We start from the raw sequence: 12,644 nt of genomic DNA, 5'->3' as shown, positions 1-12,644 counted from the left end.
CATTTACGGCGTTGCCGCGGGCCTGATGGAGACATCCGTGATCGGGCCGGGATTGAGGATGGCATCGGAGCGATGCGGTTTCACTTCGACGGTCTGAACGCCGTGTTCGTTTTCGACCTCGACTTCCAGCCGGCGTCCCAGCTGGTCAACGGCGATCAGCGAGCCATTCAGCAGCCCCTGAAGGCTGGTTGCTGAGACGGAAAGGGTGACGCGGGGACGATCACTGCGATCATTGTCGCGGCCGTGGCGGCCGTTGTCATCGGTACCGGCGGCAGCCGACCGGCCGCCATGGCGGTCTCCACCATTGTCGTCGTCGCCGGAGTCATCGCTGCCACGGCCATGGCCGCTATTGCCGCCGCTACTGTCGTGGCTGCTGCCGCCATGATCGTCTCCGCCGGAATCGTCGCTGCCGCCGCGGCCGGAACTGCCGCTGCCACCGTCATGGCCGCCGCGGGCATAGGCGGCGGACGAGAGGAGCGAAAATCCGGCAGGCTGCAAGGCAGGCAAAGCAGCGGCCAGTGCCAGCGCCGCGGCTGACACCATCATGATCTTTTGAAGACGAAGGGCCATGATCGTTTCCTTTCCATCCGTGTTTCGATGGAAGGAGAATGGCATTGCGACGCTGACAGGGCGCTGAGCGCTTCTGTCAGCATCCTGTCAGAAAAGCCCAAAAACACAAAAGCCGCCCTTGCGGACGGCTTCGATGCATCCTGATGGACCGCGCTCACTTGGGCGCGAGCACCATCATCATCTGGCGGCCTTCGAGCTTGGGCTCGGCTTCGACCTTGGCGAATTCGGTCGTGTCGGCCTTTACCTGCTGAAGCAGCTTCATGCCGAGTTCCTGGTGAGCCATTTCGCGGCCACGGAACTTCAGGGTCACCTTGACCTTGTCGCCTTCTTCGAAGAAGCGGCCCATCGCCTTCATCTTCACCTCATAGTCATGGGTGTCGATGTTCGGGCGCATCTTGATTTCTTTGACTTCGACGATCTTCTGCTTCTTGCGCGCCTCGGCGGCCTTCTTCTGGTTCGCGTATTTCAGCTTGCCCAGATCAAGGATCTTGCACACAGGCGGTTCGGCATTGGGGGAAATTTCCACCAGGTCGAGACCGGCTTCTTCAGCCATCTTCAGGGCCTGATCGGTGGGCACGATGCCCAGGTTCTGTCCTTCTGCGTCAATCAGCTGAACACGGGGTATGCGAATTTCCCGGTTCGAGCGCGGCCCTTCCTTAACGGGCGCGTCGGCTTTAAAGGGTCTGCGAATGGTCGTACTCTCCTCGAGTTGTTGAATGTTGCAGCTCGTACTCCCACGGGGGCACAAACGGGGTCTCGTTATCGCTGCAACGGAGTCAGTAGCACGCTTTAGCGGAAAAATCACCTGCTGTCAGCCTGTCAAGAATCTGTTTTATAGGCTCAAACGATAGGAGTTCCGCCATGTCCGAGATGCAAAACGCCCCCGACCCGCAGTTTCTCTCCGTCGGCGATGGCGATGCGAGCCGCCAGATTGCGTTCATCCTGCGTGAAGCAAGCCGCGCCGAAGGTGCTCCGACGCTCGTCTGGCTCTCCGGCTACCGTTCCGACATGAGCGGCACGAAGGCGATCGAACTCGACCGCCTGGCGGCCGAAATGGGCCTGGCCTGCCTGCGTCTCGACTATTCGGGGCACGGGCTTTCCGGCGGCGAATTCCGGGACGGCACGATCTCGCGCTGGCTCGAGGAGGCGCTGGCCGTCGTCCGTCATGCCAATCCGAAACGCATCATCGTCGTCGGATCGTCGATGGGCGGCTGGATCGCCCTGCGGCTGGCGCAGGAACTCGGCAAGCATGCCGATGGACCGAAGCTCGACGGCATGGTGCTGATCGCCCCCGCCCCCGACTTCACCTCCGATCTGATCGAGCCGCACCTGACAAAGAAGGAACGGGCTTCGCTGGAAGAGCGCGGCTATTTCGAAGAGAAGTCGGAATACAGCGCCGAACCCAATATCTATACGCGGGCGCTGATCGACGACGGGCGCGCCAACCAGGTGCTGACGGGGATCATCGAAACGGGATGCCCAGTGCATATCCTGCAGGGCATGAAGGACCCGGATGTACCCTATGCGCATGCGATGAAACTGATCGAGCACCTGCCGTCCGACGACGTGGTGCTGACCTTTGTGCGCGATGGCGATCACCGCCTTTCGCGGTCGCAGGATATCGAGCGGATGCTCGCTGCGGTGACGGCGCTCGTCCGTCAATAGGTCCGTTCGAACGTTCTAATAGTATCTCCGGTTGAGAGAGCGCCACGCAAGCCCGCCTTCTGTGGCATTTTAACCATGTCCGAGAGTTGTAATTCCCTACCAAGAAGTAACGATTGACTCCTGAGCCCCCTCCCCGTTAACTCTTTGTTAATAAATACAAGGGCGATGCAGGGAATACGGGCGTGCGTATCAAGGGTTACCTCGTGGCCATGATGGCCATGCTAGCGATGTCTTCGGCCGCCTTGCCGGCTTCGACTTCCAACCTGTCCATGGTGACGGGTGGAGCGACATCGCAGCCAATCGGTCATTACGATTTCTGTCAGATTCATCGCGATGAATGCGGCCCCAACCGCAATACGGCGACCATGCAGATGACGCCCGACCAGTGGACGCTGGTGCGCTCCGTCAACACGACCGTCAACACCACGATCAAGCCGATGACCGACAAGGAAATCTACGGCAAGGACGAGGTCTGGGCCTATCCGACGACAGCCGGCGACTGCGAAGACTATGCGCTGCTGAAGCGCCGCATCCTGATCCAGCGCGGCTTCTCGCCGGCAAACCTTCTGATGACCGTCGTGCGCAAGCCTGACGGCGAAGGCCATGCCGTGCTGACGCTGCGTACCACCGAAGGCGACTTCATCCTCGACAACCTCGCGACCAATGTGAAGCCGTGGTTCGACACCAACTATTCCTTCATCAAGCGCCAGTCGAGCTACAATGCCGGGCGCTGGGTCACCATCGAGAACGGCCGCGACGTTCTCGTCGGGGCCCTGCAGTAAGCAGACCGATTTCAGCAAAAAGGCCGGCATTTGCCGGCCTTTTTTCGTTTCACGGTTTAGTTCGTTCAGCCGTTGCCGATCAGGATGCCGGCGCCGAGCACGAGGCCGCCACCGACGACGACCTGGAAAGCGGCCCTCAGGAACGGCGTTTCCATATACTTGTTCTGGATGAAGGCGATTGCCCAAAGCTCGAAGAAGACGACGACGGCGGCGGTGATGGTCGCGGTCCAGAAATGCGGGATGAGATAGGGCAGCGCGTGGCCGAGGCCGCCGAGCGCCGTCATGATGCCGCAGGCCAGGCCGCGCTTGATCGGCGAACCGCGGCCGGAAATCTTGCCGTCGTCATGCGCCGCTTCGGTAAAGCCCATCGAGATACCGGCGCCGACGGAGGCCGAGAGACCGACCAGGAAGGTCTGCCAGGTATCCTGCGTCGCGAAGGCAGCGGCGAAGATCGGCGCCAGCGTCGAGACCGAGCCGTCCATCAGGCCGGCAAGACCGGGCTGCACATAGGTCAGCACGAACTGGCGGCGGGCGCCCTCGTTTTCCTCTTCCTTGACGCTGTCGGGCGTGTGCTTATCGCCGAGCATACGGGCGATGTCTTCGTGGCCCTGTTCGGCCAGCGCCAGATCGCCGAGAAGCTGGCGCGTCGACGCATCCGATGTCTGCTTTGCTGCCTCAACGTAGAAGCGGTAGGCCTGCTCTTCCATCGCCTCGGTTTCCTGGCGCATGGCATCAAGTGTCAGGTTCTTGCGCAACCAGTCGGGCTTGCGATCGTAGAAGCCCTGGACGTGTTCGCGGCGGATCAGCGGGATACGCTCGCCGAAACGCTGGCGGTGGATCTCGATCAGCGACTTGCGATGGGTACTCTCGACCTCGGCCATATCCTCGAAAACCTTGGCGCTGGCGGGAAACTGATCCCTCAGCTGGTCGGCATAGGCGAGATAGATGCGGGCATCGTCTTCTTCCGAGGCGATGGCGAGTGCCAGAATTTCCTGTTCCGACAATGATTTAAAAGAACGCTTCTGCGATCTGAAAAGGCGCGCCAGCATGGCAATGCTCCATAACTTAGAATTATTCTAAATCTAAAGTGCTACGACCCACCGGTCAAGGCTGGAGGGGCGGGATTTGACAGATTGCCGCAACCGGGCCTTCCCTGCTTTAGTCTCGCGGTTGCAACGCCTATATGAAGGGCGCCGCAGATGCGGCAGAGCCGGGGTGGTTTCTGAGATGAGCAATGAATTGCAGGGCCGCGCTGCACATGTCGCGGCAATCCGCGAGCGCGCGGAAGCGGATATGAAGGCGATCGGTATCGACGAGGCCTTCGTCAGCAAGCTGGTCGATACGTTCTATGGCCGCGTTCTGGAGCATCCGGAACTCGGGCCGGTTTTCGACGCGCGGCTTTCGGGCCGCTGGCCGGAGCATATGGAAAAGATGAAGAGCTTCTGGTCCTCGGTCGCCTTCCGCAGCGGCGCTTACGGCGGAAAGCCGGTACAGGCGCATGTCGGCGTCGCCAACATGACGCCGGAACTCTTTCCGAAATGGCTGGCGCTGTTTTCCGCGACGCTCGACGATATCGCGCCGAACCCGGAGGCGAAGGCCTGGTTCATGGCGACGGCGGAGCGTATTGCGCGCAGCCTGACGCTGTCGCTGTTCTACAATCCGGCGATCGACGATCTGAGCCTGAAACGGGCCTGATCAGCTCTTGGCCGACATAAAGGTGGCGCCGGCGCTTGCGGCAACGACGAGCGCCGTTCCCATCATCTGCAGCAGCGTCATCGGCTGCGTCAGGATGACGAAGCCTGCCAGGGCACCAATCGCCGGCTCGAGGCTCATCAGAATGCCGAAGGACGCAGTCGGCATGCGCCGCAGCGCGATCATTTCAAGCGTATAGGGCAGCAGCGGCACGAGGATGGCGAGGCCTGCCATCTCGATCAACCCGAAGCCATCGAGCTTCGGCACGGCACCCATGAAACCGAACGGCGTTGCGACGACGGCGGCAACAAGGAGAGACATCGACAGTCCCTCCAGCCCCTTAAAGGCGGCGCCGACCTTTTTCGTCAGCAGGATATAGATCGCCCAGCCCGTTCCGGCCCCGGCGGCGAAGAGGACGCCGGGCAGGTTGCCCACCCAGCCCTCGCCGTCATAAGCCAGAAACAGAACGCCCGCGGCCGCAATGACCGGCCAGATCAGGCGGCGCGTCAGCCCGTAGCCGAAGGTTGCCACCGAGAGAGGCCCCAGAAAATCGATCGCCACGGCAAGGCCGAGCGGGATGCGCTGGATCGAGGCGAAAAAGGAGATGGTCATCAGCGCGGTCGTCGTGCCGAGGACGAGCGCACTGATCCACTGTTCGCGGCTATATCTGAGAACCGGTGGACGGACGACCAGCGCGAGGATCAGCGCCGCAAAGACGAGACGCAGCCAAGATGCACCGGCCGGGCCGTAGGCGGCGATTGCGGGCGCGGAAAGGGCTGCACCGAACTGGATCGACGACATGGAGAGCAGGCACATCAAAGCGCCCGATGCGACGCTTCCCGATGACGGAGCCGCCTCGCCGCCATTCACCACCGTATTGTCAGGCTGTGCGCCCATGATCCCTCTCCCCATTTCCGCCCTGCTTACGGCGGCAGTGCGCGCGGGACAAATTCAAACTTCTGATGGAAAGGGTCAGCGGACTTGATGGCTAGGGCCAATCGACTGAATGTCGATCGGTCCTAGAGGTGGCGCCGTTCGTCGAGCGCTTCCTCGGCCTCTTCCCGCTGCATGGCGAAAATCCGCTTGCCGAGCTCGAAGCTGAAGCCGGCGCGGGCGAAAGCCGAGAGTTCCTTCGTCTGGCGCTTCTCGTCGAGCTCGCATTTGCGGAATGGCCCGAAGGCGCGTTTGCGGGCGAGAACCAGCGCGGCATAGAAATCGTCGGCTTCGGCTACGGCCGCCGCCACCGTCGCCTTGGCGACGCCCTTCTGCGACAGTTTCTGGGCGATGGCGCGCTTCGACTTGCCGCTGCGCATGCCCGAGCGCGTTCCGATCTCGGCATAGGCGGTGTCGTCGATCGCCTTGTTGTCATAAGCGAACTTGACGGCGGAATCGGCGAGCGCCTTGACCTGCGCCTCGCTGATATCCTCGAACTTCTCGCGCGCCTTTCGGGCGATCGCGTCGTAGAGCTGCTTTTCCGTATGCATGCGCCGTTCGAGCCGATAGATCGCCGAATTGCGCGCCCATGAAAACATGCGCGGCGTCGGAATATCGGATGCTGGCGTTTCCTCGTCCAAGCCGGCTAAGCCTCCAGGCCCTTCAAGACATTGGCGACGTTGAGGCCGATCTCGGGCACGCCATAGCCCCCCTCCATGCAGGCCAGCACCGGCAGACCGGATGCGGCGATCATCGCGCCCATGCGGGTGAAGTCATCGGAATTCAGCTTGAAGAAGGAAATCGGATCGCGCTCGAACGTATCGACACCGAGCGACACGACGATCGCCTCGGCGCCGAAAGCCTTGATGCGGGTGAGCGAATCCGAGAGGGCTGCCGCCCATTCGCTCCAGGCCGTTCCGCGCGGCAGCGGATAATTGGCATTGCTGCCCTCTCCGGCACCCTCGCCGGTTTCATCGGCATAACCCCAGAAATACGGGAAGGCATCGGCCGGTTCACCATGCAGCGAGGCGAAGAAGATGTCGCCGCGGCGGTAGGTGATATCCTGCGTGCCATTGCCATGATGGAAATCGACGTCGAGGATCGCCACCTTCTTCGTGCCGAGATCAAGCAGGCGTTGAGCCGCGACCGCGGCATTGTTGATGAAGCAATAGCCGCCGAAGAGATCGATACCGGCATGATGGCCGGGCGGGCGGCAGAGCGAAAAGGCAAAACGGTTTCCAGCATTCAGCCAGTCGACGCCGGTGACCGCACATTGCATCGAGGCGACAGCCGCCTGATAGGTACCGTCGGTAATCGCCGTTTCGGCAGCATTGGCATAATAGCCGAGCAGCGCGTCAATATCGTTGGGAATCCGGAGCGTGGAACGGCGAACCGGAAAGGATGTCGGGATCGCCTCGCCTGCCGCACCCGTCGCCTTCCACATGTCCCAGGCCTTCGACAGGAATTCGAGATAGCCGCGGTCGTGGACCTTCATCGCGGTTTCGAGACCATGACGCTCGGGCGCCACGACATCGGCAAAACCGGCAGCCTGCACGGCATCGAGAATCCACTCCGCACGAAACGGCCCTTCGAAGGGCGTGACCAGCTGCCCATTATGCAGCTCGGTCTTCGCGTCACGCAGCTTGTGATCTTCGGAATAAATGACGCGCATCGTGCGGTATCCCCTGTTCGTTGTCCGGATAAGGCGCGGCGAAGCGCCGATTCGTCAATGGCTTCAGCGCCTCACGCAGCGACCCGTTTATAAAACAGCGTCGTGGCGCAGTAGCCGCCGTCGGGCCAGAGGGCATAATCCGGGATAACGCCGGCGCGTTCCCAGCCGAGGCGGGGGTAAATGGCTTCGGCATCGCTGCCGGTTGCCGTGTCGAGCACCAGCAGATGCTTGCCGTGGCGGGCCGCTTCCTGTTCGATCGCCGCCATCAAGAGCCGCGCGATGCCCTTGCCGCGGGCGGAGCGGTGGACGAGCAGCTTCTTCAGGTCGCCGCGATGCGGTTGGTTGGGCATGGAGGCGAAGCCGACCTGGACGGTGCCGACCACGCGGCCGTCGATTTCGGCGATGGCAAGCAGATTGGCTCCGGCCTCGACGGACTCCACGACGCCTTGCCAGTAGGGCAGCGCATCGGCCGCGGTGTAGGGCTGCATGAAGCCGACGGAGGCACCGCCTTCGACGCAATCGGCGAGCACCTCGCAGAGATCGGGAATGGCGGCGCGGGCCTCAGTGGCGTTCAAGATGCGGATGGCGGGCATGGTATTCTCCTGAGACATCACCGCGTGCTGCGGCTGAGCACGACGCAATAGCGAGCGGGCTTGCTGGTGGGATTGTGGAAGACGTGACCCTCGCCGACAGGCATGAAGAGGCAGTCGCCGGCGAAGAGGTGGTGAACCTTCTCGCCCGCCGTCATCTCCATTTCGCCTTCGAACACCCAGATATGCTGGGTCATGCCATCGCTTGCGGCATGGGGCGGGAAGCTGACGCGGGCGCCGGGCGGAAACTCGACATCGACGATATCGACCTCCGAAGCGGTGCCGGGCGGCGAGACGGAGCGCCTGACATAACCGGTCTCCGGATCGCGCCAGACCTGCTGCTCGTGGCGGCGGGCGAGAGGCGAGGCATCTTCGTCCTGCCCGGCGAAGAAGGTCGAGAGCGACAGGCCAAGCGCGGCGCAGACCCGCGCCAGCAGCGATGCCGTCGGGCTCGCCTCGGCGCGCTCGATGCGCGAGATCATCGCCCGGCTGACGCCGGAGCTGGTGGCGAGATCATCCAGCGTCAGCCCCTTTTCCAGCCGGAGCTTGCGGATTCTGGCGCCGATCGCGGCTTCGAGTTCGTCTTCCATTCGATCTCCAAATTTCTACTATAAGAGAAATACAGGATCTAATGATGGAATCAAGAGGCATTCTGCGGCGCAACTTATCCTAAACAAAGTCCTGCTTTTCCCCTATGCGTCAGGGGAAGGCGCTGCTATATGGCGCCCATGAGCACCAATTCGACGACTCCGCTTTCCCATATCCGCAATTTCTCGATCGTGGCCCATATCGACCACGGCAAATCGACGCTTGCCGACCGCCTGATCCAGACGACGGGCGGCCTTGCCGAGCGCGAGATGTCCGAGCAGGTTCTGGACAATATGGATATCGAGCGCGAGCGCGGCATCACCATCAAGGCCCAGACCGTGCGTCTGCACTACAAGGCCAAGGATGGCGATACCTATATCCTGAACCTGATCGACACGCCCGGCCACGTCGACTTCGCCTACGAAGTCTCGCGCTCGCTGTCGGCCTGCGAAGGCTCGCTTCTGGTCGTCGACGCGTCGCAGGGCGTCGAGGCACAGACGCTTGCCAACGTCTATCAGGCGATCGACAACAACCACGAGCTCGTCACCGTCCTCAACAAGATCGACCTGCCGGCGGCCGAGCCCGACCGCATCAAGGAACAGATCGAGGAAGTGATCGGCATCGACGCCTCGGAAGCCGTGCTGATTTCGGCCAAGACCGGCCTCGGCATTCCTGATGTTCTCGAAGCCATCGTCCAGAAGCTGCCGGCGCCGAAGAGCCCGGGCGGCGACAAGGCACCGCTGAAGGCGCTGCTCGTCGACAGCTGGTACGACACCTATCTCGGCGTCATGGTTCTGGTACGCGTCATCGACGGCGTGCTGACCAAGGGTCAGACCGTCCGCATGATGGGCACTGATGCCAAGTATCAGGTGGAGCGCGTCGGCGTACTGACCCCGAAGATGGTCAATGTCGACAGCCTCGGCCCCGGCGAGATCGGCTTCATCACCGCCTCGATCAAGGAAGTGGCCGATACCCGCGTCGGCGACACGATCACCGAAGACAAGCGACCGACGGGCCAGGCGCTGCCTGGCTTCAAGCCGGCTCAGCCAGTGGTTTTCTGCGGCCTTTTCCCGGTCGATGCGGCCGACTTCGAGGACCTCCGCGCTGCCATGGGCAAGCTGCGCCTCAACGATGCGTCCTTCTCCTTCGAAATGGAATCCTCCGCCGCTCTCGGCTTCGGCTTCCGCTGCGGCTTCCTCGGCCTGCTGCATCTCGAAATCATCCAGGAGCGCCTGGAGCGCGAGTTCAATCTCGACCTGATCGCCACCGCTCCGTCGGTCGTCTACAAGCTGACGATGACTGACGGATCGGAGCGCGAGCTGCATAACCCCGCCGACATGCCGGACGTGGTCAAGATTTCGGAAATCCAGGAGCCGTGGATCAAGGCGACGATCCTGACGCCCGACGATTATCTCGGCGGCATCCTGAAGCTCTGCCAGGACCGCCGCGGCATCCAGACCGAACTGACCTATGTCGGTACGCGCGCCATGGTGACCTATGAGCTGCCGCTCAACGAAGTCGTCTTCGACTTCTACGACCGCCTGAAGTCGATCTCCAAGGGCTATGCCTCGTTCGACTACCATCTGGCAGGCTATCGCGAGGGCAACCTCGTCAAGCTGTCGATCCTCGTCAACGGCGAGCCGGTCGACGCGCTCTCGATGCTCGTTCACCGCACCTCCGCCGAAAAGCGCGGCCGCGACATGTGCGAGCGGCTGAAAGACCTGATCCCGAAGCACATGTTCAAGATCCCGATCCAGGCCGCGATCGGCGGCAACGTCATTGCCCGCGAGACGATCTCGGCGCTGCGCAAAGACGTGACGGCTAAGTGCTACGGCGGCGACGCCACCCGCAAGCGCAAACTTCTGGAAAAACAGAAGGAAGGCAAGAAGCGCATGCGCCAGTTCGGCAAAGTGGAAATCCCGCAGGAAGCGTTTATCGCAGCACTCAAGATGGGCGACGAGTAATCAGCCGCTTCGGCTGGGTGCGACAGGGGAGGCTCGCGCCTCCCTTTTTGTTTCGCCACGTTGTGCTCGGTCAGTGATTGCGGCATAAATTCGTGGTCAGGCAAGATTGCGCCATTCTGTTTTCGAGTTGTGCCATGGCTACAGATAAGCAGCACCCGGAAACGGACGAAGTACCAATCGCAAGCCGCGCGACAAGCGATGATGCAACGCTTCCTCGTGAAGAACGAAGGCGGCTCTGGCTCATCGAAAATGCAGAGGCGATCGCCGAAGAGAACGCGTACGTCGAGAAGCACGGACTACCACTGGCGCGCTACCGCACGTTCTAGATCTCCTGCGCCATATATTCCTTCACCAATCCCTCATAGGCATCCATCTCTGGCAACGCCGGATAGCTATGCCTGGCGCTGGTCTCGGCGAAGACAAGCTTCTCGCTCGTCCAGGTCTCGATGAAGGGGGTGAACCAGCCGAGATCATCGAGCATGGTCGGGCGGACGTTGACGAACCAGTCCATGCCTTCGGGCCTGGTGAACATCCAGGTCATGCAGTTCGGGCAGAAATAGTGGTGGGCCTCCGGGCCGTGCAGGCCGCCGATGACGGGTTCGCCCTTGGTCACCTCGAAGCCTTCCGTGGGAATGGCGGCGCTCAGCGAATAGGCGCTCGACGACATCTTCTGGCAGCCTGTGCAGTGACAGGCCATGGTCAGCAGCGGCTTGGCACTGATCTTCAGCCGCACCTGGCCGCAACGGCAACCGCCCTCCCAGTGCAACGCGTTCTCGCTCATCCTATCCTCCTGTTGTCTTTCTGATCTAGGCCGGCAAAGCGGCGCTTCCAGCGCTAATCGCGCCTGACCGGCCGGGCCGGGTTTCCGACGACGGTTGCGCCGGCGGCAACATCCCTCGTCACGACGGAACCCGCGCCGACAATGGCGCCATCGCCGATCGTGACGCCGGCCAGAATGATCGCGCCGCCGCCGATCCAGACATCGCGGCCGATCGTCACCGGACGGGCGATCTCGATGCCCTGGCTGCGCAATTCGGCATCCCTGTGATGGTCGGCGCAATAGATCTGCACGCCGGGGCCAAGCATCGAGCGATTGCCGATGCTGACACGGCCGGAATCGAGAATAGTGCAGCCGGCATTGAGATAGACGCGCTCGCCGAGGCTGAGATTGATGCCATAGGAGCAGTGGAACGGCGCTTCGATGAAGGCGCTGTCGGCGACCTCGCGGAAGAGCGCCCTGAGTGCCGGCGCCATCATGCCGCGCTCATCCGGCGGCATCGTGTTGTGCTGATGCACGGCGCGCCGGGTCTTGACGCGCAGAGCATCGAGCTCGGCATCCAGGCAGCAATACCATTCGCCCGCCGCCATCTTTTCGGCTTCGCTCGCCATGCTCAGGCGCTCAGGCGGCTATCGGCAGCATCCTGCTTGGCCACAGAGGGCCTGATCGTTCGCACGAAGGCGCGGGCGAGCGCCAGGCCGGCGCGATCGGCATCGGCGGAATATCTGGCCGATGTCTGCGGGAAACGCTCATGCCAGCCGGGCTCGAGCACCTCGGCTAACTCGCGAAACTCGACATTCCAGCGATCGACAACGGACGAATCCGCCTCGAAATGAAACTGGGCGCCGTAGACGGCCCTGCCGATCCGGAAGCACTGGTTCGGCACGGCTTCCGTCGATGCCAGCCGCACGGAACCGGCGGGCAGCGTGAACGTGTCGGAATGCCACTCGAAAATCGGAAAAGCGTCTCCGAGATCCTCGAACAGGGGATCGGCCCGGCCCTCGCCGGTAACGTCGACAGGCTTCCAGCCGAATTCGCGGGTGCCGTTCAGGATGTTTTCTCCGCCATAGCCGCGCGCCAGAACCTGGCTGCCGAGGCAGATGCCGAGAACAGATTTTTCAGCGTCGCCATAGCTTCGCATCAGGGCGGCGAGTGCCGGGAGATAGGGATAGTCCGCGTCGTCGACGGCGCTCTGTTCGCCGCCGAGCACGACGAGCGCATCATAGGCTTCCGGGCCGGCCGGCAGTGCGCCATCGCTCCACGGACGGTACCAGTCGATCGTGGCGCCAGCCTCGGCAAGGGCCGTGCCCAGCGCGCCGATATGGGTGTTCGGCATATTCTCGACGACGGCGACCCGCATCATTCTCTCCTCGATTCCATGGCCGAGTGTGACCATGCGCCGACCGGCTA

16 protein-coding genes are annotated in these 12,644 nt (G+C 62.2%); 5 read left to right on the top strand and 11 right to left on the bottom strand.

Going from position 1 to position 12,644, the window contains the following annotated elements; all coding sequences use genetic code 11:
- Positions 1-3: 3 nt before the first annotated feature.
- Positions 4-570: a hypothetical protein gene (locus ACEN84_RS10260; protein WP_413710791.1), complete on the bottom strand. Its 567-nt coding sequence runs from the start codon at positions 568-570 to the stop codon at positions 4-6.
- Between the two features lie 154 nt (positions 571-724).
- Entirely contained in the window at positions 725-1,261 is a 537-nt protein-coding gene (infC, locus tag ACEN84_RS10255) for a translation initiation factor IF-3 (RefSeq protein ID WP_112714396.1), read from the bottom strand.
- Between the two features lie 170 nt (positions 1,262-1,431).
- Here infC and ACEN84_RS10250 point away from each other — a divergent pair, with 170 nt between their 5' ends.
- Positions 1,432-2,235: an alpha/beta hydrolase gene (locus tag ACEN84_RS10250; protein WP_413710790.1), complete on the top strand. Its 804-nt coding sequence runs from the start codon at positions 1,432-1,434 to the stop codon at positions 2,233-2,235.
- 182 nt (positions 2,236-2,417) lie between these two features.
- Entirely contained in the window at positions 2,418-3,017 is a 600-nt protein-coding gene (locus ACEN84_RS10245; protein WP_112713965.1) for a transglutaminase-like cysteine peptidase, read from the top strand.
- Positions 3,018-3,082: 65 nt separating this feature from the next.
- Here ACEN84_RS10245 and mbfA read toward each other — a convergent pair whose 3' ends face one another.
- Positions 3,083-4,066, bottom strand: a complete 984-nt coding sequence (gene mbfA, locus ACEN84_RS10240) for an iron exporter MbfA (RefSeq protein WP_130279302.1) — start codon at positions 4,064-4,066, stop codon at positions 3,083-3,085.
- Positions 4,067-4,244: 178 nt separating this feature from the next.
- On the opposite strand from mbfA, the gene ACEN84_RS10235 reads away from it, so the two are divergent.
- A complete protein-coding gene (locus tag ACEN84_RS10235; RefSeq protein ID WP_413710789.1) occupies positions 4,245-4,712 on the top strand; it encodes a group III truncated hemoglobin in 468 nt (155 codons plus the stop codon).
- Here the strand turns inward: ACEN84_RS10235 and ACEN84_RS10230 are convergent, their stop codons facing one another.
- The 5 genes from ACEN84_RS10230 to ACEN84_RS10210 form a co-directional block, all read right to left on the bottom strand.
- Positions 4,713-5,606 carry an EamA family transporter gene (locus ACEN84_RS10230; RefSeq protein WP_413710788.1) on the bottom strand — a complete coding sequence of 298 codons (894 nt, stop codon included), beginning with the start codon at positions 5,604-5,606 and terminating at the stop codon, positions 4,713-4,715.
- A gap of 122 nt (positions 5,607-5,728) precedes the next feature.
- On the bottom strand, positions 5,729-6,283 hold the full coding sequence (gene recX, locus ACEN84_RS10225; protein WP_199625963.1) for a recombination regulator RecX: 555 nt from the start codon (positions 6,281-6,283) through the stop codon (positions 5,729-5,731).
- Between the two features lie 5 nt (positions 6,284-6,288).
- Positions 6,289-7,314 (bottom strand): histone deacetylase family protein, encoded by a 1,026-nt coding sequence (locus tag ACEN84_RS10220; RefSeq protein WP_413710787.1) that lies wholly within the window; start codon positions 7,312-7,314, stop codon positions 6,289-6,291.
- A 71-nt stretch (positions 7,315-7,385) separates the two neighbouring features.
- Positions 7,386-7,907: an N-acetyltransferase family protein gene (locus tag ACEN84_RS10215; RefSeq protein WP_413710786.1), complete on the bottom strand. Its 522-nt coding sequence runs from the start codon at positions 7,905-7,907 to the stop codon at positions 7,386-7,388.
- 17 nt (positions 7,908-7,924) lie between these two features.
- Positions 7,925-8,494 (bottom strand): helix-turn-helix domain-containing protein, encoded by a 570-nt coding sequence (locus ACEN84_RS10210; RefSeq protein ID WP_413710785.1) that lies wholly within the window; start codon positions 8,492-8,494, stop codon positions 7,925-7,927.
- Between the two features lie 129 nt (positions 8,495-8,623).
- Here ACEN84_RS10210 and lepA point away from each other — a divergent pair, with 129 nt between their 5' ends.
- Positions 8,624-10,456 (top strand): translation elongation factor 4, encoded by a 1,833-nt coding sequence (gene lepA / locus ACEN84_RS10205; RefSeq protein WP_413710784.1) that lies wholly within the window; start codon positions 8,624-8,626, stop codon positions 10,454-10,456.
- A 134-nt stretch (positions 10,457-10,590) separates the two neighbouring features.
- Positions 10,591-10,782, top strand: a complete 192-nt coding sequence (locus ACEN84_RS10200) for a type II toxin-antitoxin system CcdA family antitoxin (RefSeq protein WP_413710783.1) — start codon at positions 10,591-10,593, stop codon at positions 10,780-10,782.
- Here ACEN84_RS10200 and ACEN84_RS10195 read toward each other — a convergent pair.
- From ACEN84_RS10195 to ACEN84_RS10185, 3 genes are read right to left on the bottom strand one after another with little or no spacing between them, the layout of a single operon-like run.
- Entirely contained in the window at positions 10,779-11,237 is a 459-nt protein-coding gene (locus ACEN84_RS10195; RefSeq protein ID WP_413710782.1) for a GFA family protein, read from the bottom strand. The genes ACEN84_RS10200 and ACEN84_RS10195 overlap by 4 nt on opposite strands.
- A 53-nt stretch (positions 11,238-11,290) precedes the next feature.
- Entirely contained in the window at positions 11,291-11,845 is a 555-nt protein-coding gene (locus ACEN84_RS10190; protein ID WP_413710781.1) for a sugar O-acetyltransferase, read from the bottom strand.
- 2 nt (positions 11,846-11,847) lie between these two features.
- Positions 11,848-12,594, bottom strand: coding sequence for a type 1 glutamine amidotransferase (locus ACEN84_RS10185; RefSeq protein WP_413711290.1), 747 nt, complete (start codon positions 12,592-12,594; stop codon positions 11,848-11,850).
- Positions 12,595-12,644: the final 50 nt, after the last annotated feature.

Source organism: Rhizobium sp. Rhizsp82 (assembly GCF_047325115.1).
Classification (GTDB): domain Bacteria; phylum Pseudomonadota; class Alphaproteobacteria; order Rhizobiales; family Rhizobiaceae; genus Rhizobium.
The sequence above is the reverse complement of the archived record's forward strand: the minus strand, read 5'-3'. Positions and strand labels throughout refer to the sequence as shown.

Excerpts from the sequence above, each read along its gene's own strand:
- ACEN84_RS10260 (WP_413710791.1), bottom strand. The coding sequence starts at position 570 with ATGGCCCTTCGTCTTCAAAAGATCATGATGGTGTCAGCCGCGGCGCTG.
- ACEN84_RS10250 (WP_413710790.1), top strand. The coding sequence starts at position 1,432 with ATGTCCGAGATGCAAAACGCCCCCGACCCGCAGTTTCTCTCCGTCGGC.
- mbfA (WP_130279302.1), bottom strand. The coding sequence starts at position 4,066 with ATGCTGGCGCGCCTTTTCAGATCGCAGAAGCGTTCTTTTAAATCATTG.
- ACEN84_RS10235 (WP_413710789.1), top strand. The coding sequence starts at position 4,245 with ATGAGCAATGAATTGCAGGGCCGCGCTGCACATGTCGCGGCAATCCGC.
- ACEN84_RS10230 (WP_413710788.1), bottom strand. The coding sequence starts at position 5,606 with ATGGGCGCACAGCCTGACAATACGGTGGTGAATGGCGGCGAGGCGGCT.
- ACEN84_RS10220 (WP_413710787.1), bottom strand. The coding sequence starts at position 7,314 with ATGCGCGTCATTTATTCCGAAGATCACAAGCTGCGTGACGCGAAGACC.
- ACEN84_RS10215 (WP_413710786.1), bottom strand. The coding sequence starts at position 7,907 with ATGCCCGCCATCCGCATCTTGAACGCCACTGAGGCCCGCGCCGCCATT.
- ACEN84_RS10210 (WP_413710785.1), bottom strand. The coding sequence starts at position 8,494 with ATGGAAGACGAACTCGAAGCCGCGATCGGCGCCAGAATCCGCAAGCTC.
- lepA (WP_413710784.1), top strand. The coding sequence starts at position 8,624 with ATGGCGCCCATGAGCACCAATTCGACGACTCCGCTTTCCCATATCCGC.
- ACEN84_RS10200 (WP_413710783.1), top strand. The coding sequence starts at position 10,591 with ATGGCTACAGATAAGCAGCACCCGGAAACGGACGAAGTACCAATCGCA.
- ACEN84_RS10195 (WP_413710782.1), bottom strand. The coding sequence starts at position 11,237 with ATGAGCGAGAACGCGTTGCACTGGGAGGGCGGTTGCCGTTGCGGCCAG.
- ACEN84_RS10190 (WP_413710781.1), bottom strand. The coding sequence starts at position 11,845 with ATGGCGAGCGAAGCCGAAAAGATGGCGGCGGGCGAATGGTATTGCTGC.
- ACEN84_RS10185 (WP_413711290.1), bottom strand. The coding sequence starts at position 12,594 with ATGCGGGTCGCCGTCGTCGAGAATATGCCGAACACCCATATCGGCGCG.